17 protein-coding genes are annotated in these 18,969 nt (G+C 64.1%); 5 read left to right on the top strand and 12 right to left on the bottom strand.

The annotated features are described in order from the left end of the window. Positions 1-5: 5 nt before the first annotated feature. The 8 genes from AC3D25_RS09755 to AC3D25_RS09790 form a co-directional block, all read right to left on the bottom strand. Positions 6-1,253: a c-type cytochrome gene (locus AC3D25_RS09755; protein WP_488888205.1), complete on the bottom strand. Its 1,248-nt coding sequence runs from the start codon at positions 1,251-1,253 to the stop codon at positions 6-8. After that, the gene (locus AC3D25_RS09760) at positions 1,250-1,813 is read right to left on the bottom strand and encodes a (2Fe-2S)-binding protein (RefSeq protein ID WP_488888206.1); all 564 of its coding nucleotides are present in this window, start codon (positions 1,811-1,813) and stop codon (positions 1,250-1,252) included. The genes AC3D25_RS09755 and AC3D25_RS09760 overlap by 4 nt, the downstream gene beginning before the upstream one ends. Beyond that, positions 1,810-4,650, bottom strand: coding sequence for a xanthine dehydrogenase family protein molybdopterin-binding subunit (locus AC3D25_RS09765; RefSeq protein WP_488888207.1), 2,841 nt, complete (start codon positions 4,648-4,650; stop codon positions 1,810-1,812). The genes AC3D25_RS09760 and AC3D25_RS09765 overlap by 4 nt, the downstream gene beginning before the upstream one ends. 401 nt (positions 4,651-5,051) lie before the next feature. Next, on the bottom strand, positions 5,052-5,723 hold the full coding sequence (locus AC3D25_RS09770) for a C40 family peptidase (protein ID WP_488888208.1): 672 nt from the start codon (positions 5,721-5,723) through the stop codon (positions 5,052-5,054). A 135-nt stretch (positions 5,724-5,858) separates the two neighbouring features. Next, on the bottom strand, positions 5,859-7,454 hold the full coding sequence (locus tag AC3D25_RS09775) for an ABC transporter ATP-binding protein (protein ID WP_488888209.1): 1,596 nt from the start codon (positions 7,452-7,454) through the stop codon (positions 5,859-5,861). Further along, complete coding sequence (locus tag AC3D25_RS09780; RefSeq protein ID WP_488889654.1) at positions 7,451-8,509, bottom strand: ABC transporter permease; 1,059 nt, start codon at positions 8,507-8,509, stop codon at positions 7,451-7,453. The genes AC3D25_RS09775 and AC3D25_RS09780 overlap by 4 nt, the downstream gene beginning before the upstream one ends. 55 nt (positions 8,510-8,564) lie before the next feature. Beyond that, positions 8,565-9,602 carry a microcin C ABC transporter permease YejB gene (locus AC3D25_RS09785; RefSeq protein WP_488888210.1) on the bottom strand — a complete coding sequence of 346 codons (1,038 nt, stop codon included), beginning with the start codon at positions 9,600-9,602 and terminating at the stop codon, positions 8,565-8,567. A gap of 25 nt (positions 9,603-9,627) precedes the next feature. After that, positions 9,628-11,403: an extracellular solute-binding protein gene (locus tag AC3D25_RS09790; RefSeq protein ID WP_488889655.1), complete on the bottom strand. Its 1,776-nt coding sequence runs from the start codon at positions 11,401-11,403 to the stop codon at positions 9,628-9,630. A 298-nt stretch (positions 11,404-11,701) separates the two neighbouring features. Between AC3D25_RS09790 and fabI the strand changes: the two genes are divergently transcribed. After that, a complete protein-coding gene (gene fabI, locus AC3D25_RS09795; protein WP_488888211.1) occupies positions 11,702-12,493 on the top strand; it encodes an enoyl-ACP reductase FabI in 792 nt (263 codons plus the stop codon). A gap of 111 nt (positions 12,494-12,604) precedes the next feature. On the opposite strand, the gene AC3D25_RS09800 is transcribed toward fabI, so the two are convergent. Further along, entirely contained in the window at positions 12,605-12,952 is a 348-nt protein-coding gene (locus AC3D25_RS09800) for a hypothetical protein (protein ID WP_488888212.1), read from the bottom strand. Between the two features lie 242 nt (positions 12,953-13,194). Continuing rightward, positions 13,195-13,560, bottom strand: coding sequence for a hypothetical protein (locus tag AC3D25_RS09805; protein WP_488888213.1), 366 nt, complete (start codon positions 13,558-13,560; stop codon positions 13,195-13,197). Positions 13,561-14,085: 525 nt separating this feature from the next. Here AC3D25_RS09805 and loiP point away from each other — a divergent pair. The 3 genes from loiP to AC3D25_RS09820 all read left to right on the top strand — a co-directional run bounded on the left by loiP (position 14,086) and on the right by AC3D25_RS09820 (position 15,998). Beyond that, positions 14,086-14,847 carry a metalloprotease LoiP gene (loiP, locus tag AC3D25_RS09810; RefSeq protein WP_488889656.1) on the top strand — a complete coding sequence of 254 codons (762 nt, stop codon included), beginning with the start codon at positions 14,086-14,088 and terminating at the stop codon, positions 14,845-14,847. A gap of 99 nt (positions 14,848-14,946) precedes the next feature. Next, positions 14,947-15,306, top strand: coding sequence for a hypothetical protein (locus AC3D25_RS09815; protein WP_488888214.1), 360 nt, complete (start codon positions 14,947-14,949; stop codon positions 15,304-15,306). Between the two features lie 269 nt (positions 15,307-15,575). After that, positions 15,576-15,998 carry a hypothetical protein gene (locus AC3D25_RS09820; protein WP_488888215.1) on the top strand — a complete coding sequence of 141 codons (423 nt, stop codon included), beginning with the start codon at positions 15,576-15,578 and terminating at the stop codon, positions 15,996-15,998. Positions 15,999-16,005: 7 nt separating this feature from the next. On the opposite strand, the gene AC3D25_RS09825 is transcribed toward AC3D25_RS09820, so the two are convergent. Together AC3D25_RS09825 and AC3D25_RS09830 are read right to left on the bottom strand one after the other, a co-directional pair. Beyond that, the gene (locus AC3D25_RS09825) at positions 16,006-16,755 is read right to left on the bottom strand and encodes a DUF2182 domain-containing protein (protein WP_488888216.1); all 750 of its coding nucleotides are present in this window, start codon (positions 16,753-16,755) and stop codon (positions 16,006-16,008) included. 6 nt (positions 16,756-16,761) lie between these two features. Next, positions 16,762-17,535, bottom strand: coding sequence for a DUF899 domain-containing protein (locus tag AC3D25_RS09830; RefSeq protein ID WP_488888217.1), 774 nt, complete (start codon positions 17,533-17,535; stop codon positions 16,762-16,764). Between the two features lie 192 nt (positions 17,536-17,727). Here AC3D25_RS09830 and AC3D25_RS09835 point away from each other — a divergent pair, with 192 nt between their 5' ends. Beyond that, positions 17,728-18,960 carry a helix-turn-helix domain-containing protein gene (locus tag AC3D25_RS09835; protein WP_488888218.1) on the top strand — a complete coding sequence of 411 codons (1,233 nt, stop codon included), beginning with the start codon at positions 17,728-17,730 and terminating at the stop codon, positions 18,958-18,960. Positions 18,961-18,969: the final 9 nt, after the last annotated feature.

Below are 18,969 nucleotides of genomic sequence, written 5' to 3' on the forward strand. Positions count from 1 at the left end.
GCCGATCAGCGCAACGCCGCGACCGACGCCGCCGATACATCCGCGTCCCCGCCGCCCCAGCTCACGCGCAGGTAGTTGGCGAGTTGCGCGAATTCGGCGTCGCTGAGTTGCGTCGCGAACGCGGGCATCGACTGCATGCTGTCGTGACCGGTAAAGCGCTGCGTTTCGATGCCGTCGAGCATCGCGACCAGCAGGTTACGCGGATCGGCGTCGCGGACCGTCGAGTTGCCCGCCATCGATACCGCAACGTGCGGCTTGCCCTCGCCGCTGCGGCCATGACAACCCGCGCAGACGCCGAGATACAGATCGCGGCCTGCACGCAACGGGGCGGCGTCGGCTGACGCCGGGCGCGGCGGCGGCGCGGCGGGCGGCGTGTCGCCGAGCAGATAGACGGCGAGCGCGCGCTGATCGTCGTGGCTGAGGTATTGCGTGCTCAGCATCACCACCGGATGCATCTCGCCATACGCCGAGCCTTGCGGCGCAACGCCGCTCGCGAAGAACGTCTGCAGATCCGCCGCCGTCCAGCCACGCGCGACCAGACCGTTCGACGTGATGTCGGGCGCGGCGACGCGGCCGAGCGCCGCGCCTTGCAGCGTCTTGCTGGCATCGAGCTGGCCGAAAATTCTGCGCGGCGTGTGGCATTCGGCGCAGTGTCCGAGCGCCCCGGCAAGATAGCGGCCACGCGTCCAGTCGGCCGACGCTCCGGACGATGCATCCGGCAGCGCCGTATCGCGGAACAGAACGTTCCACACCAGCATGCCCTCGCGCAGGTTGAACGGAAAGCGCAGCTTGGCTTCCCGGCTCGCGACCGCGACCGGCTTCTGCGTCATCAGGTACGCGTAGATGGCGTCGGAATCGTCGCGCGACATCGCGCGATACGACGTGTAGGGCATCGCCGGGTACAGACGCCGCGCGGGCGTCACGCCTTCGTGCAACACGCGATAGAACGCGTCCGCGCTCCATGCGCCGATGCCGTACTGCCGGTCCGGCGTGATGTTCGTGCCATAAAACGTGCCGAATCCCGACGAAAGCGCGATGCCGCCCGCGAACGGCGCGCCGCCGGGCGCGGTGTGGCACGCGGCGCAATCGGCGGCTTTGGCGAGATAGCGGCCGCGCTCGATCTGCGCGGCATCGGCGGCCTTCGTCGATGCGGACGATGTGGACGGCGCTGCCGGTCCGCACGCAGCGAACAGCGCGCAGACAAGCGTCAGCCCGAGAAAGCGCAAGGACATGCCAGTCGACCGGCGGCTCATTTCGCGTCCTTGACGAGACCCGGCGTCGCGAGCACGAGCGCCTTCACGGCCTCGTAGTAGCGCACGTAGCCGGTGCAGCGGCAGAGATGCTCGCCGAGCGCCTGCATGATGGTGTCCTCGAGCCGTTCCTTTGCTACCGGCTCGTGCGCGAGCCGCTCGACCAGAATCGTCGCCGCGTTGACGAAGCCCGGCGTGCAGTAACCGCACTGGAAACTGAAGTGCGTCAGAAACGCCTGCTGCACGGGCGACAGTTCGAGCACCGCGCCGTTCGCATCGCGCGTCGCGTGGCCTTCGACCGTGCGCACGCGCTTGCCCGCGAAAAAATGCGCGCCGGTAATGCAGGTGCGAACTTCGATGGGTTGCCGCCCCGCTTCATCGACGATCACCACGCACGCGTGGCACACGCCCTGGCCGCAGCCGAGCCGCGAGCCGGTCAGGTTCAGATAGTTGTGGAGAAAGTCGATCATCATCAGCCCTTCGGGCACCTGGAACGGTCCGACCGGCTGGCCGTTGAGGGTGAGCGAGAGCGCTTGCTCCGCGATTGCGGTCGAAGTTGTCATGCGAGTGCGTCCTGAATCTGTTGCGGCGTGACGGGCAGATCGGTGAAGCGGTGACCGATCGCGTGCGCGAGACCATTCACGATCGCGCCGACCACGGGGATCATCGTCACTTCGGCCATGCCTTTCGGTGGATCGGTGTCGGTCAGCGGCGGGAGGATTTCGCCGGTTTGCGTCCAGACGGCGACGTCGGCGGCGCGCGGGATCTTGTAGCGGTTGAAGTTCCACGAGCCGTTGCCCGGGCCGTCTTCGTAGAGCGGCAGATATTCGTGGAGCGCATGGCCGATCCCCATCGCGAGGCCGCCCTGCAACTGGCCCGAGACCAGTTGAGGCGAAATCATGTTGCCGCACTCCACGATCGAATGATGCGAAAGCAATTCGACTTCGCCGCTGCCCGTTGCGACCGCGAGTTCAACGAGCGTGCCGACGGCGCTGTAATACGTCACGTCCGCGTTGTTGCGCGCAACCGGCGGGATAAAGACGCGCTTTCGATCGAGCACGCGGTATGGCTGCGGCGGCGCGTCGTCTTTCGCGTCTTTCGCGTCTTTCGCGGTCTTTGCGCCTGCACCCATCCGCAGAGAAAGCCCGTCGAGCGGCAGCCGCAGAAGCGCGCCGCCGATCTCGAACTCCGCCTCGCTCCACTGCCAGCGGTTAAAGCCGTGCACGGCCGCGCCGGTCACGAGCCCAAGTTCGTGCGCCGTCTTCGCCAGCAATTCGAGCGGCAACGGTTCGAGCCCGTCGGCGGACAGCTTGCCATCGACCCAGCGCGCGTCGTCGATCCTCACCACGATCGGCGCAGCCTGCCCGCCGCCGATCCCGCGACGCCAGATCGACATCGCGGCGGGCCAGAGCCCGTGTGTGAAGACAACGCGCGCGGCCTCGCGCGTCGTGTGCGCGAAGTAGAACGCCGAGTTCGATGCGCTCGACGGCGAGACATAGGACGGCGACCAGCGCGGATTCTTCGACAAGCGGTCTTGCTCCGCCTGCGACATGATGTACGGATCGCCGCTCGTCGTGACGGGCAAATCGCGCCATTCGGTCACCGAGGTGAAAACGTCCGACGCGGGCTTGCCGAGCCACTTCACGCACGCGAACGCCTGCGAGGTCGACATGCCGGTGCCGATCTCGGCGGCCGAGTGGTACAGCGCGATCCGCCCGTGCGCGTCGATCTCGACCTTCGCGAGCGAGCTCTCCGCGCCGGTGCCGAAATCCTTCTGCACGCACGCAAAACCCACGCCGTAACGCTTGGCCGGATGCATCAGTTCGTACTGCGTTTTCCGGTCCGCGCGCCCGGTCCACAGGGCGTGCTGCTGGGCCTTTTTCAATACTTCGTCCACACGGATCGCGCCTGCCGCAATCGCACCTTGCGTGTTCTTCATGCCGGAACGCAGCGCGTTGGTCAGACGGAATTCGATCGGATCGAGATTCAGCTGCGAGGCGATTTCATCGACCATCATCTCGGTCGCGGCCATGCTCTGCAGCGTGCCGTAGCCGCGCGCGGAACCGGCATCGACGGCGCGCGACGCGATCGCCACCGTGGTCAAATCGCTTTTCGGCAGGTAATAGATCGATTGCGCGGCGGTTGCGCCCACCATCGCGACCGACGGTGAAAAGTTGCAGCGGCCGCCGCCGTTCGCCTCGAAATACGCCTTGAACGACTGCATGAGGCCCGTCTTCGTATCGACGGCGAGCGTGTAGTCCATCTTGAACGCGTGGCGCTTGAGCGAACTCTGGAACTGCTCGTAGCGGTCGTTGGCGAGGCGCACCGGATGCCCATCGCCGTACATCGCCGCGATCAGGCCGTAGAACGGCATGTTGAAGTGATCCTTCGACCCATAGCCGACCGTGTAGCACGGATGCAGAAACAGGTTCTTCACCGGGAACCGGCACTTGGCGACCATGCCCGCGGCGCTGTCGGCGACTTCCTGCGGCGATTGCGTCGGCACCACCATGTGCAGCGACTGCGTGGCCGCGTCGTACCAGCAGTTCGCGTTGTCGGGTTCGAGCGCGGCGGTATCGACCGATTGCGTGTTGTAGGTCTTGTTCAGCACCGTCCAGCCGGCCGGCGGATGATCGAGCTCGGCCGCGATGCTGTTTGCGTGGAACATGCCGGTCTCGTCGAGCTTGCCGTGATCGCGGCCGTCGGGCCACACCGGCGCGTGCTTGCGCATCATGCTCGGGAAGATCGGCGCGTCCTTCAGGCTCGAAAAGATGTCGTCGTCGTCCGGCTTCTCACCGCCGACCCGCACGAAGCGGAACGTGCCCCAAGGATCGCGTTCGAGCGGCCCGGATTTCGCGCCGTAGCGAATCGTGTCGTCGTGAAATTGCAGCGCGTCCTTCGCAAAACGAAAGCGCGCGAAGTCGTGGTAGATCAGCATCGCGACGGCCTGCCCGAGATACGCGGGCGTCTTGCCGGGCGGCAAGAGCGCGTCGTCGCCGTAGAACGCCGGGAACGCGAGGCCGTCGCGCGCGAGATCGTCCGCGGTGACGACACGGTCCGGCTGCAAATGATCGCCGAGACGCGTGAGATCGAAGCCTTCGTAGAGACGGTCCGCGAGCGTCGCGCGCAAGATGAGCGCGTGCGATTGACGGTTCGGCCAGTGCGGCAGATCGGCGGCGCGCATGTCGCGCGCGAACACCTTGGCGCCCGTCACCTTCGCGATGCCGTCGAGCCGCGACTTCGGCTGGCCGGTCGCGACATCCCACGGCGCGGGCGCGAGGATGCGCTCCTCGAAGAGCGCCGCGAACGCACGGCTGCCGATCGGCGCAATGACCACCGATACGCCAGCCAAGACGCTGGTTTTCAGAAAACCGCGACGCGACAGGTCAAGTTTTCCCATGATCCTTCTCCATTCGTGAGCGGTAACGGGTGTTAAGAGGTAAGACAGGCGTCCGCGCGTGAACACGCGGACGCCTTTAATTCGGATTGCAAAATAGTCGCGCGCACGTAATGTTTTTGACTTGCCTCGTTGACTCGTTGTCTTCGGGCAGCGGCACCGGCGATATCGAGGAAGCGGGCTTTGCGCGGATGGGTTGCGAACGCCGTTGATGTGAATCAAAGAACGCGGATCAACGGACGCGGATTGTACGGAAAGGGTTCAGCGCGGCACAACGGCGGCCTGTCAAGTTGTGTGCCGAAGGCGGTGCTTTTTTGTGCTGGATGCGGATCGAATGATCCAAACGTAAAAAGCCCGCCTTCTTGCGAAGGCGGGCTTTTTGCTGCTACGACCGATACAGCTGCTTAGTTGCCGCTGCCGTTACCGATGGTCGCGCTCACGCGTTGACGCAGATCCGCGCCATCGACCGTGAACGCAGCGTCGATCCGTCGCGCGCCGGTAAAACGCTTTTCCCAGTAGCTGTTGTCCATATCGTCGACGCGGATCGTGCTGCCGGTGGACGGCGAATGCACGAACTTGTTGTCGCCGATATAGATGCCCACGTGCGAAAACGAGCGGCGCATCGTATTGAAGAAGACGAGATCGCCGGGTTTCAGTTCGCTTACGCGAACCTTCTCGCCCACGCGGCTCATTTCTTCGGCACGGCGCGGCAACGTCATCCCGAGCGTGTCTTGAAACACGTAACGGACGAAACCGCTGCAATCGAGACCCGAATCCGGTGTGTTGCCGCCCCAGCGATAACGCACGCCGATCATGTTGAGCGCGCCGACGACGACGTCGCCTGCCTTGCTTGCCATGCCGGAGAGGAACGAGCGGGTTGTACCGGGCGTGCTACCCGCGTCGGCTACGGGGTAGACATCGTTTGCTTTAGACGACAAAAAAATGCCATTGCTGGCATTTTGGGTCGAACTGCTGGCTTCGTCGGCGAACACCGGCGAAGCTGCTGTCATCAGTAGGCCGATCAACATGCCGGCTGCGGCGCGCACGCATGTCTGAGTCAAATTTAATTGCTGCATCGGTCGGTAGTTTTTGCGAGAAATGTCTGAGAAATCAGAGCGATACGGAAAGTTTGGACGATACTAGCTAGGAATTATTTGGCTGTCAAAAGGAATAGAAAAATACAATTGAGACAGGCACCTAATTGGTGAAAATTAGGTTTCCATTGCCGCTTTCAGCAGCTTTATTGTGTAGGCGTGCGACGGCGCGGCAAAAATATTCTCCACCTCACCGGTTTCCACAATAATTCCATCTTGCATGACCGCCACCCGATGCGCCATCGCCCCGATCACCTGAAGATCGTGGCTAATAAAGACGTAACCGAGGTTGTACTTCTGCTGTATATCGGCAAGTAATTTCAAAACTTGAGCCTGAATCGACACATCCAGCGCGCTTGTCGGTTCGTCGAGGATCAAAATGCGCGGTTCCAGCACCAGCGCCCGGGCGATCGCAATGCGCTGGCGCTGGCCGCCGGAGAATTCGTGCGGATACCGCGCGAGCGCCGTCTGGTCGATGCCGACTTCGCGCAACACGGCGACGACCTTGGCGTGGCGCGCGGCGGCATCGAGTTCGGGCCGATGCAGCGCGAGCCCTTCTCCGACGATCCGCTCGACCGTGTGGCGCGGCGATAGCGAGCTGAACGGGTCCTGAAACACCACTTGCATGTGCGATCGCAGCGCGGTCCGCTCTCGGCCGCGGTAGTCGCCGAGCGCACGGCCCTGAAAGTCCACCTCACCGCCCGACAAACGCTGCAGGCCCAGCAGCGCCATCGCGAGCGTGGATTTGCCGGAACCCGATTCGCCGACGATCCCAAGCGTCTCGCCCTGCCGAACCGACACGGACACCCGATCGACCGCCTTGAACGCGCCGCGACGGAACCAGCCGCCGATGCCGGGCACGCGCGTCGGGTAATCGACGGTGACGTTTCGGGCGTCGAGCACGACCGGCGCAAGCGGCAGCACGGGTAACACACTGCGTTGAGGACGGCTCGCGAGCAGACGCTGTGTGTACGGATGCTGCGGCGACGCGAAAATCGTATCGACGGCCCCGCTTTCCACGAGCACGCCCTTCTCCATCACCGCGATGCGCTGCGCGAAGCGGCGCACGAGGTTCAGGTCGTGCGTAATCAGCAGCACGGCCATGCCGCGCGCTTCGGCTTCGTCGCGCTGAAGTTCGAGCAGCAACTCGACGATCTGCGCGCGGATCGTCACGTCGAGCGCGGTGGTGGGCTCGTCGGCGAGCAGCAGGCGCGGACGGCACGCGAGCGCCATCGCGATCATCACGCGCTGGCGCTGTCCGCCCGACAACTGGTGAGGATAACGGTCGATCCGCTTTTCCGGCTCGGCGATCCCCGTGCGCGCCAGCAGCGCGATTGCGCGCTTGCGGGCGTCGCGCGCGGACACGCCGTCGTGTAGCACGATCGTCTCGACAATCTGATCCCCCACTGTGTATAGCGGGTTCAGCGCGGTCATCGGCTCCTGGAAGATCATCGCGATGTCCGAGCCGCGCAGGCCGCGCATCGCGCGTTCGCTTGTAGCGAGGAGATCGACGCCGTCGAAGCGGATCGCGCCGCGCATTTCGGCGTCGCGCAAGAGTCTCAGCACGGCGAGCGCCGTCACGCTCTTGCCCGAGCCGGATTCGCCGACCAGCGCGACGCGCTCGCCCGCCGCGATCGTGAGGCTCACGTTATCGACGGCGATCGTTTCGCCGAAACGGACCTGCAGGTTTTCAATTTCCAGCAGCGCGCTCATTGCCCGCCTCCGGCTTTGACGGCGTCGGAGATGCGCGTGTCGAGCGCATTGCGCAGCGCGTCGCCCATGAAGGTCAGCAAGAGCAGCGTCGCGACCAGCACGCCGAAGGTGGAGAGCGAAATCCACCACGCGTCGAGATTGGCCTTGCCTTGCGCGAGAAGTTCGCCGAGCGACGGCGTCGGCGACGGCACGCCGAGTCCGAGAAAATCGAGGCTGGTGAGCGCGAGGATCGCCCCGCTCATCCGGAAGGGCAAGAAGGTGATGACGGGCGTGAGGCTGTTCGGCAGGATATGCCGCCAGATGATCTGCCCGTTCGACAAACCCATCGCCCGCGCGGCGCGCACGTAATCCTGCGTGCGGTTGCGGAGAAATTCGGCGCGCACGTAGTCCGACAGGCCGATCCAGCCGAAGAGTGAAAGCAGCACGACCAGCAGCACGAAGCTCGGCTCGAAAATCGACGCGAAGATGATGAGCAGGTAAAGCTCGGGCATCGCGCTCCAGATTTCGATCAGCCGCTGCCCGGTGATGTCCGTGCGTCCCCCGAAATAGCCCTGCACGGCGCCCGCGAGAATGCCGAGCACGGTGCCGATCGCCGTCAGAACGAGCGCGAACAGCACCGACACGCGAAAGCCATAGACGAGCCGCGCGAAGACGTCGCGGCCGCGGTCGTCGGTGCCGAGCCAGTTTTCGCGCGACGGCGGCGCGGGGTTCGAGCCCTTCGAGAAGTAGTTCAGCGTGTCGTAGTAGTAGTGATTCGGCGGATAGACCGCGAAATTGCCCGGCGCGCTGAAACGGTCGCGGATGTACGGATCGAGGTAATCGGCGGGCGTCGGGAAATCGCCGCCGAACGTGGTTTCGGCGTAGGTTTGCACAAGCGGAAAGTACAGGTGCCCTTCATAGCGCACGACGAGCGGCTTGTCGTTCGACCACAGCGGCGCGGCGAGACTCACCGCGAACGCGATCAGGAACACGATCAGGCTCCAGTAGCCAAGCCGGTTTTGCCGGAAACGCAGCCAGACGCGTTGTCCGGGTGTGGATGAGCGCGGCGCGCGGATCGGCTGGGCGTCGCTGCCGTTGGGCGCGCGGCGTTGGCGGGCGGTCCGGTTCAAATCAGCGCTCCAGTTGGTCGAATTGAATGCGCGGATCGACCCAGACGTAGCACAGGTCGGAGATCAGTTTGGTCGCGAGGCCGATCAGCGTGAAGAGGTAGAGCGTGCCGAGCACCACCGGATAGTCGCGCCGGACGACGGATTCGTAGGACAGCAGCCCCAGCCCGTCGAGCGAAAAAAGCGTCTCGATCAACAAGCTGCCCGTGAAAAACGCGCCGATAAACGCCGCCGGAAACCCCACGATCAGCGGCAGCAGCGCGTTGCGGAACACGTGTTTCCACAGCACGCGCCGCTCGGACAAGCCCTTCGCGCGCGCGGTCAGCACGTATTGCTTGCGGATTTCGTCGAGGAAGGCGTTCTTCGTGAGCATCGTGATGACGGCGAAACTGCCCACCACCGACGCCAGCACGGGCAACGTGATGTGCCACAGATAATCGGCGATCTTGCCGCCGAGACTGAGCGTCGCCCAGTTGTCGGAGGTGAGATTGCGCAGCGGAAAAAGCTGCCAGAACGAGCCGCCGCCGAACAGCACGAGCAGCAGCACGCCGAGCACGAAGCCCGGAATCGCAAAGCCGACGAGCACGATCAAACTCGTCGCGATATCGAAGGTCGAGCCGTTGCGCACGGCTTTCGCGATGCCGAGCGGCACCGAAATCAGATACGTGATGAAAAACGTCCATAGACCGATGCTGATCGACACCGGCAATTTCGAGACGATCAGCGACCACACGCTCTGATGGCGGAAATAACTCTCGCCGAGATCGAAGCGCGCGAACTTGCCGAGCATCAGCATGTAGCGTTCGAGCGGCGGTTTGTCGAAGCCGTAGAGCGCCTTGAGTTGCGCGACCTGCTGCGCATCCACGCCGGTGTGGGCGCGCATGCCGAACGTGCCGCCTTCGCTCGCGCCGCGCCGCAGGTCGTGTACCGCTTGCTCGACCGGGCCGCCCGGCACGAACTGGATCACCGCGAAGGTCAGCGTGAGCACGCCGACGAGCGTCGGGATCATCAGCAGGATGCGTTTGAGGATGTAGCTCCACATGGTGCGCGGGTCCGAAGTAGGTGCGTCAGGGTGCCTTGAACCACCAGACGGACGTGATCCAGTCCTCGGCGGTGTAATACAGCGGCAAGGTCGCCGGAAAGCCCAGCGTGCGCCGGTACGCGACGCGATGCGACGCCGTGTACCAATGCGGGATCACATAGTAGCCGTGCATCAAAACCCGGTCGAGCGCGTGCGTCGAATCGACGAGCTGCTCGCGGGTCTGCGCCGACACGAGTTGTTGCAGGATGCTGTCCACCGCCGGCGATTTCACGCCCAGCAGATTGTCGGAGCCGGGTTCGTCGGCGGATTTGCTGCCGAAACGCGCCACTTCTTCGGTGCCCGGAATCTGCACGTCGGGCATGCGCACGATGGTGGTGTCGAAATCGAACGCGTCGAGCCGCTTCTGGATCAGCGCGTAATCCACCGTCCGGTAATTCGCGACGATGCCGAGCTTCTGCAGATTGCGCGTGAAGGTCGCGATGATCGGTTCCATCGACGTCGCGCCGCCGGAGTCGTCGAGAATTTCGAACACGAACGGCTCGCCCTTCGCGTTGCGCAGCGCGCCGTCGCGATACGTCCAGCCCGCTTGCGCCAGCAGTTCGCGCGCTTCGATCAAATTCGCGCGCAGCGAATGCGGCGGGCTCGTCACCGGCTGCTGCGGCATCTCGCCGAACACGGCGGGGTCGAGCTGCGTGCGCAGCGGATCGAGGATCGCCAGTTCGCCCGCCGATGGCCGCCCTTTCGCCTGCAGGTCCGTGTTGACGAAGAAACTGTCCGTGCGCTTGTACTGGTTGAAGAACAGTTGCCGGTTGAGCCATTCGAAGTCGAACGCAAGATCGAGCGCGCGGCGCACGCGCACGTCCTGAAAAATCGGACGGCGCTGGTTCAGCATGAAGCCCTGCATGCCGCTGCCGTTGTGATGCGGGAATTCACGCTTGATGAGCTCGCCGCTGTCGAAACGCTTGCCGATATCGCGGCGCACCCAGTTGCGCGCGACGTTCTCGACCAATACGTCGTACTCGCCCGCCTTGAACGCTTCGAGCCGCGCGACGCCGTCCGAATAGAGCTTGTACGAAACGCGCTCGAAATTATTGGTGCCGATGCGCACCGGCAGCCGAGCGCCCCAGTACGCGGGATTGCGCCGGTACGTGATGGTGCGGCCGTTATCGTAACGATCGATTAAATACGGACCGCTGCCGATCGGCTGTTCGAACGCGAGCCGGTCGAACGGAATGTGCGTGCCGTCCGGCTTCATGCCCCACTTGCGCGAAAACACCGGCATGCCGCCCGCGAGCAAGGGCATTTCCCGCGTGCGCGCCTTGAACTCGAAGCGCACCGTCTGCGGATCGACGATCACCACGCGCGCGATCTGCCCGTAGTAGACCGAAAACTGCGGCGCGGCTTGCGGGCTTTTGAGCGTATCGAAGGAATATTTGACATCGGCGGCCGTCACCGGATCGCCATTGGAAAAGCGCGCGAGCGGGTTCAGGTGGAACGTGGTGGACAGGCCGTCGTCGGCCACGCGGATATCGTCGGCGAGCAGGCCGTAGGCGCTCGCCACCTCGTCGAGACTGCCGGTGGTCAGGCTCTCGAACAGGAATCCGAGGCCGGGCGCGGCATTACCGCGCATGGTGAACGGGTTGAACTTGTCGAAACTCGTCAGGCGGCTCGGATTGGCGAGGACCAGCGTGCCGCCGCGCGGGGCGTCGGGATTCACGTAGTCGAAGTGTTCGAAACCGGGCGGATATTTCGGCTCGCCATACTGGGCGATCGCGTAGACCGCCTGCGCGTGGCCGGACATCGCGAGACCGGCCGTGCCTATCAGAATGCTTCCGAGCAGAACGGCACAGGATCGTCGCGCGCCAATCGTCATAGTCGTCTTTGGAAAAATTGAGAATCGTCCGATGGAGCATCCGCCGCGCCCGCGCTCGTGCGGCAGTTGCAATGTGAGAGAATTCTACCCAAAATCCCGCGCGGATCCGGTCGGCGACAACGACGCACGAAGCACTTCTGCGCATGTCCCGCGTACGACGCACGGTACAGGACACCCGCCGCTCGGCACGGACGAGCGCGCGACACTGACTTCACAAGGAGCATTCATGGGCTTTCTCGCTGGAAAACGAATTTTGCTGACGGGCTTGCTGTCGAACCGTTCGATCGCCTATGGCATCGCGCAGGCCTGCAAGCGCGAAGGCGCGGAACTCGCCTTCACCTACGTGGGCGAGCGCTTCAAGGACCGCATCACCGAATTCGCGACCGAATTCGAGAGCGATCTCGTGTTCCCGTGCGACGTCGCCGACGACGCGCAGATCGACGCCCTCTTCGCCTCGCTGAAAGAACGCTGGGATTCGCTCGACGGCCTGGTCCATTCGATCGGTTTCGCGCCGCGCGAAGCTATCGCCGGCGATTTTCTCGACGGCATGACGCGCGAGAACTTCCGCATCGCGCACGATATCTCGGCGTACAGCTTCCCGGCGCTCGCCAAGGCCGCCCAGCCGATGCTCGCCGCCGACGCATCGCTCCTCACCCTGAGCTACCTCGGCGCGGAGCGCGCGATCCCGAACTACAACACGATGGGTCTCGCCAAGGCTTCGCTCGAAGCCAGCGTGCGGTATCTGGCGGCATCGCTCGGTTCGAAGGGCGTGCGCGTGAACGGCATTTCGGCCGGTCCGATCAAGACGCTGGCCGCGAGCGGCATCAAGGGATTCGGAAAGATTCTGGAGTTCGTCGAGAACAACGCGCCGCTCAAGCGCAATGTCACGATCGATCAGGTCGGCAACGTCGCCGCGTTCCTGCTGTCGGATCTGGCGGGCGGCGTGAGCGCCGAGATCATCCACGTGGACAGCGGCTTTAACGCCGTGGTCGGCGGAATGGCGGCCATCAGCGAATAATCGCCGGCCGCGCGTTTTGCATTGAAAAAGCCGTCCATTCGCAGAATGGACGGCTTTTTTGTTTTCATGCGCCGTCTGGAAGCGGTTCAATAGCAGTGCAAAGACCGCGTTTTAACGGTGATATCCACCGTGGCCGTGGTTGTAACCGTGGTCGTAGTGACGGTCCGGTCCGCGGCCATGACGCCGATACCATTCGTCGCGATCCCAGTAGCGGCGGCCATCGTAATAGCGGTTGCCATACCAGCCGATCACGACCGGCGGACGCGCGTAATAAGGCTGGGGCTGGTAGATCACCGGCGGCGGCGGCGGCGCGTACACCGGCGGCGGCGCGACATACACGGGCACGGGAATGCCGACATTCACGCCGATATGCACCTGCGCGTGCGCGACATTCGCGCTCGCCAGCGCGCCCACTGCCGCTGCCATCATCAGAAGCCGGCCCATCGAATTGCTGTTCATGTAAAGCGCACCTCGTAATTCGGTTGTTGTTGAAGCCAATATAACGGACCGCTTTCAATTCCCCATTTCAACTTTGTAAGTTGTTTTTCGGTTCGACGTAATGTCTGGAGAAAGCTTACCTTTTGTTACATTGCGGCATGATAACGTCATAACAAAGCGTCTTCACTACGCAAATTGAAAAAGGCCATCCGAATGAATGGATGGCCTTTTTTATTGGCGGAGCGGCAAACGCGCGTTCGCGTTCAATGCCAGCCGTTGTGATGACCGTGATCGTGATGATCGTCGTGGTGGTCATCGTGGCCGTGATGGCGATTCCAGTCATCGCGATCCCAGTAGCGACGGCCATCGTAATAACGGTCGCCATGCCAGCCGACCACGATCACCGGCGGCGGCGCGTAGGCATAAGCGGGCGGAGGCGGCGGCGCGTAGACCACGGGCGGCGGCGGCGGTGCGTACACCGGCGCGGGTGCGACATAAACCGGCGCGGGAACCCCGATGTTCACGCCAATCCGCACTTGCGCCATTGCACCGCTCGACAGACAAAAGGCCCCGACTGCCACCGCGCCCAGCGCGCCCGCCCACATCGATTTCTTCGAAATTTTGTTCATTTGAAACACACCTCAACGGGTTGTTTATTTGTATGAAGGCGAATATAGCGGATGGCTTCGGGCGAGGTGTTTCAAGTTGGTAACCTCGTATTACTATTATTAATAATTACGGTTCGTAAGCATTTTCCGCATCCGTCGACGGTTATCCGCATGTGAATCCGCCATCGCGCGCCGCGTCGAATCGTCACCCTTTCCCGCTGAACACTCCACAGCGGCGCCTAGCGCGCAGAACGCCAGCGCGCGTCGCCCTCGTTTCCTTTTTTAGGATTTATCGGTTAGACGCCGAAATTCAGGTCGTTAGCCTATCGAGCTTGTTCGCGCGGCATTCGCCGGAGCGGCATTCGCCGAAGCGGCATTCGCCGGAGCGGCATTCGCCGGAGCGGCATTCGCCGGAGCGGCATTCGCCGAAGCGGCATTCGCCGGAGCGGCATTCGCCGGAGCGGCATTCGCCGGAGCGGCAACGCCGACGCGGCATCGCGCCGAAGAACACCCATAAAACTCATAAGAAGGAAATTCCCTTTGAAACTGCATCGCTTCTTTCTCCTCACGTCCCTTACGTCCCTCTCTTGCGCACTCGCCGCCTGCGCGGGCGTGTCCAGCATGGACCCGTCCGCGCTGATCCAGTCCGGCGGGTCCGCGCTCAAGGCCGTCACGCTGTCGGACACCGACGTGCGCACGCTCTCCGATAAATCCTGCGTGCAACTGGACGGCGAGAACAAGATCGCCGCCGCGAACAGCCCCTACACCAAGCGCCTCAACAAGATCGCGGCGCAGCTCGGCAACAACATCAACGGCGTGCCGGTCAACTACAAGGTCTACGTCACGAAGGACGTCAACGCCTGGGCGATGGCGAACGGCTGCGTGCGCGTCTACAGCGGCCTGATGGACCTGATGACCGACGACGAAGTGCGCGGCGTCGTCGGCCATGAGATGGGCCACGTCGCGCTCGGGCACACGAAAAAGTCGATGCAGGTGGCCTACGCGGCATCGGCGGCGCGCTCGGCGGCGTCGGCATCCGGCGGCGCGGTCGCGAGCCTGTCGGCGTCGCAGCTCGGCGATTTCTCGGAGAAGCTGATCAACGCGCAGTTCTCGCAGTCGCAGGAATCCGCCGCCGACGATTATTCCTTCGACGCGCAAAAGAAGAAGGGACTCGATCCGTCCGGCCTCGTGAGCGCGTTCAACAAGCTTGCGAAGGTCGATGGCGGCCAGTCGAGCATGCTCAGTTCGCACCCGGCGTCGCCGGCCCGGGCGAAGCATATCGAGGAACGGATCGCCTCGAACAAGTAAGCGTTCGGGCAGGCCATACGATGCCGATGCCAACGGGTCCAACCCGCGCGCATCGGCGTGCTATTTCAACTACACGTAAGCCCCGAGGAAACTGAAGCAGTGAAACTGGACGAGCATCCGCGGATCGTGATGTGGGGCGTCGTCGCGTGCTTGCTTCTGGCAGGCACGGCGCACGCGAAATATGTCGAGGAGTGGATTTCCGGCACGTCGGCGGGGATCGCGAAAACGGTGCCGAAAGCGAAAAGCCCAGCGCCGGCCGCGAGCGTGCAGCGTGCAAATCACGAGGCTGCGGAACCGGTTATGAACCCCCGCCGCGAAGTGCAAAAAGCCATCACACCGAAAACGATGGCCGCCACGCCCGCTCCGAAAGCGCCGCCTCTGCTGAAAGCGCCGCATGCAATCTGCGATATTCCGCAGTGCGCGAAGGGCGATCCTTGTTGCCGGAAACCGGCGCACTAATCGCGCCTTCGATCAACCTCCATTCAGCGGCGGCAACTCATGCTTCGCCGCGTGTTTTCCCGAACGTTTTCCCTCGCGCCGATGCGCACGTTCGACTTCCGGCCAGCGGACAGCGACATTTAGATCGGCATCGGCTTTGTAATGCAGCGTGACGGCATCGGCGAGGTGGTCGAGCGCCGGATCGCGTGTCGGAGGAAGATGGCGAGAACCCGTACTGCGCTAGTCTCTCGGGCGAGGCGATTGATCGTGCGAACCGAACGGAGCAAAACATGAGTGAAGCATGGCTGTATCAGGTCAGGATGTCGGTTTCGGCCGAACTTTCCGCGCGTCTGCGAGGCGACGCCGGTATCGCCTCGCACGCCGCGCTTCACGATGTTCTGCAACGTCACGACGCGACCGTGAAGTGCCAGTTCGACGCATTCGCAGACTACGTAAACGAAGCCGAGCAATTCGATCCGGATAACTATCCGCTTTACGAATGGACGCGGCAAACCATTGAAAACCCCGCGAAAAAGGCGAAGTATCTGCAGTCGTTCACGGTGTATGTCGATGGCGAGGAGATTTACGCCGGGGATATCGCCGAAGCATTGCGGACGGAACTCGCCGCGCTCGTCGGCCGCGACGGAATCGAGAACGTGGTCAAGATCGACACGAATCCCGCGAACAATCCGCAGCCGCCCGCGCGCGGTTGATATTGCGTCACGACGCCTGCGCGATCAGCACGCATCCCACGACCACGGCGACCATACCGGTCACCCGCGCGATCCGCACTCCATCGGGCGCGAGACGTTCTGCGGTGATCGCCGCTGTAATAAGCACCATCGCCCGCAGATCCATGATGCCGACGGCGACGAGGATCGACGTCAGGCCCGCGCAGCAGTAGTTGCAATGGAGACCGAGGTGGAGACCCGCTCGCCAGGCGGCGGCTGCATCGCCGGGCCATGACGACTGGCGGCAGCATGCCAGATGACGCGCCTTCCAAGCGCTGCACTGAAAAGCGCCGGCCATCACGACCACGATACCGCGCGCGCCCGGGACGGCGCGCGCAAACGCGGGCCATTGCATCGCGAGCGCCGCCAGCGCCGCGCCGAGCGCGAATACGCCGATGCCAGCCGCGATCCACACCGCGAAGTAGCCCGCGCTCGCAAGCGCCAGGAGCCGGACCCTTCGGCTTACACGCTCGCCGTACTGCCAGAGTGACGGCGCGAGCGAGGGCAGCATCATCGCCGCCGTCATCGCTACCCACATGCCGAGGAACGACGCTGCGACGCCGCCCCAGCTCTGGCCGCACATACGCATCCAGGTCATCGACATCGACCAGCCGCCGGACATCGGCATCTCGCCCATCGCAGTCATCGAGACACAGTGGAAGATCGTCACCGCGACGCTCACGACAAACACCGTCGCGGCGACGCAGGCGAACCAGAACGCGGGATAGCGACCGGTCACGACGCATCAGCGTGGGTGACTTACGTATTCGTCATGGCGACGCCACCAGATGCCCGTTTCGTTGCGCCCCTTCGGCGCGCGGTCGAGCCACTGATACATGCCCCACAGACCATCGACGCCGCGCGCGTAGGTCGAATACGTGTGATAGATCACGCCGTCCTCGATCACGAATGCGCTCACTCCAGGCCGGTCGCGCGTGTACGTGGGCGCATCGGTGCCGCAGGTGGCCGCCATCCGGACGACCGGCTCCGGCACCTCGGCCGCGTCCATCGCATGGCCGCCGCGCTCGTAGTTATATTCGATCCCGCCTTCGCGCTGCTGCGTCTCCGTGAAGGACACGTTGAAGTCGAAGTTGAATTCGCCGCTCGCCGACGACGCCCACGGAAACGTCCAGCCCATCCGCGCCTTATATGTCTGCAATTTCGCGAGCGGCGCGCGCGACACCGCCAGCAACGCGACATCGTGATGCGCCAGATGCACCGCAAAGCCATCGAAGCCATCGGCGATCGCCGAGCACGACGGGCATCCCGCCGTATAGTCCGGCCCGAACATGAAGTGATAGACAAGAAGCTGCGAGCGCCCGCCGAACAGATCCGCGAGCGACGCGCTGCCGGAATCCGTATCGAACCGATACGTCTTGTCGACCCGCACCCACGGCAGCGCCTGACGCTGCCGCGCCACTTCGTCGCTACGCCGCGTCAGCGCCTTCTCGGCTTCCAGTAATTCGAGCCGCGCCGCCAGCCATTCGTCACGCGTGCCAGTCGTGTGTTGCGTCGTCATGCCTGCCTCCTTCGGATTGCCGTCGCCGCGCGGACCTTCGGCCCGGCGCGGCCGGCGGGTGGTTGGTTGGTTGGTTGGTTGGTTGGTTGGTTGGTTGGTTGGTTGGTTGGTTGGTTGGTTGGTGGGTCGTGATAGATTAGTCTTGGGACACCGATGCCGGGAGTGACAAGTGTGGCGGGATTCGATGAGACCATGGACTCGCTGATCGCCGCCGCCGCGCGAGCGCTCGCCGCGGGCGATCCGCTCGGCGCACTCGACCGCGTAGCGTTGCGCGACGACGCACCGGCCCTCGCGCTGCGCGGCATCGCGATGGCGCAGCTCGGCGATCTCGTTCGCGCGAAGGCGCTCGTGCGCAGCGCGGCGCGCGCGTTCGGTCCGCACGCGGCCGTGGCGCGCGCGCGGTGCGTCGTCGCCGAGGCCGAGATCGCGCTCGCTTCGCGCGATTTGAACTGGTCCACGCATTCGCTGGAGACCGCGCTCGACGCCGCGCGCGCCACCCTCGACGCCCACGGCGACCGCATAAACGCCGCCCACGCACGCTATCTCGCGATCCGCCGGCTTCTCCTGATAGGACATCTCGACGAAGCCGAGCGCCTACTTCATCCACTCGATCCAGCGCGCGTGCCGCCTTTGTCCCGAGCGATTCACGAACTGGCCGTCGCGGGCATCGCGATCCGCCGCGTACAGGCCCGCCGCGCCCGCGCCGCGCTGACACGTTCGGCGAACGCGGCGCGGCTCGCCGGCATCCCTGCGTTGATGGCCGAAGTCGAAAGCGCCGCGCTTCTGCTGGACGCGCCCGCCGCGCGGCTGATCGTGCGGGGCGAAGCGCGGCTCATCCTGCTCGATGAAGTGGAGGCGCTTTTTGCATCGAACGCGCTTGTCGTCGATGCGTGCCGTTACTCCGTGCGCGACACCCACGCCGTCGTGGCGCTCGCCACGCGCCCCGTCCTTTTCGCGCTCGCACGCGCGCTCGGCGAAGCCTGGCCGGAAGACGTGCCGAGAGACACGCTATTCGCGCGGGCGTTCGGCACGCGGCTCATCGACGAATCGCATCGCGCACGCTTGCGTGTCGAAATCGGCCGGCTTCGCACGATGCTTCGCGCGTTCGCCGACGTGAACGCGACCCCGCGCGGCTTTCAACTCGTGCCGCACCGCGCGCGCGACGTGGTCGTGCTCGCGCGGCCCGTCGAGGAAAAACACGCCGCCGTGCTCGCGCTGCTGGCGGGCGGCGAAGCGTGGTCGAGTTCCGCCGTCGCGGTGGCGCTCGGCGCGAGCCAGCGCACCGTGCAGCGCGCGCTCGACGCACTCGCAGCCGCCGGCCGTGTGCAGTCGTTCGGCGGCGGCCGGGCGCGCCGCTGGACGACGCCGTCCGCGCCGGGATTCACGACGGCCTTGTTACTTCCCGCCCCGTTCGCGAGCGACTAGGATGAAGCC

Source organism: Caballeronia sp. SL1002, from assembly GCF_057814995.1.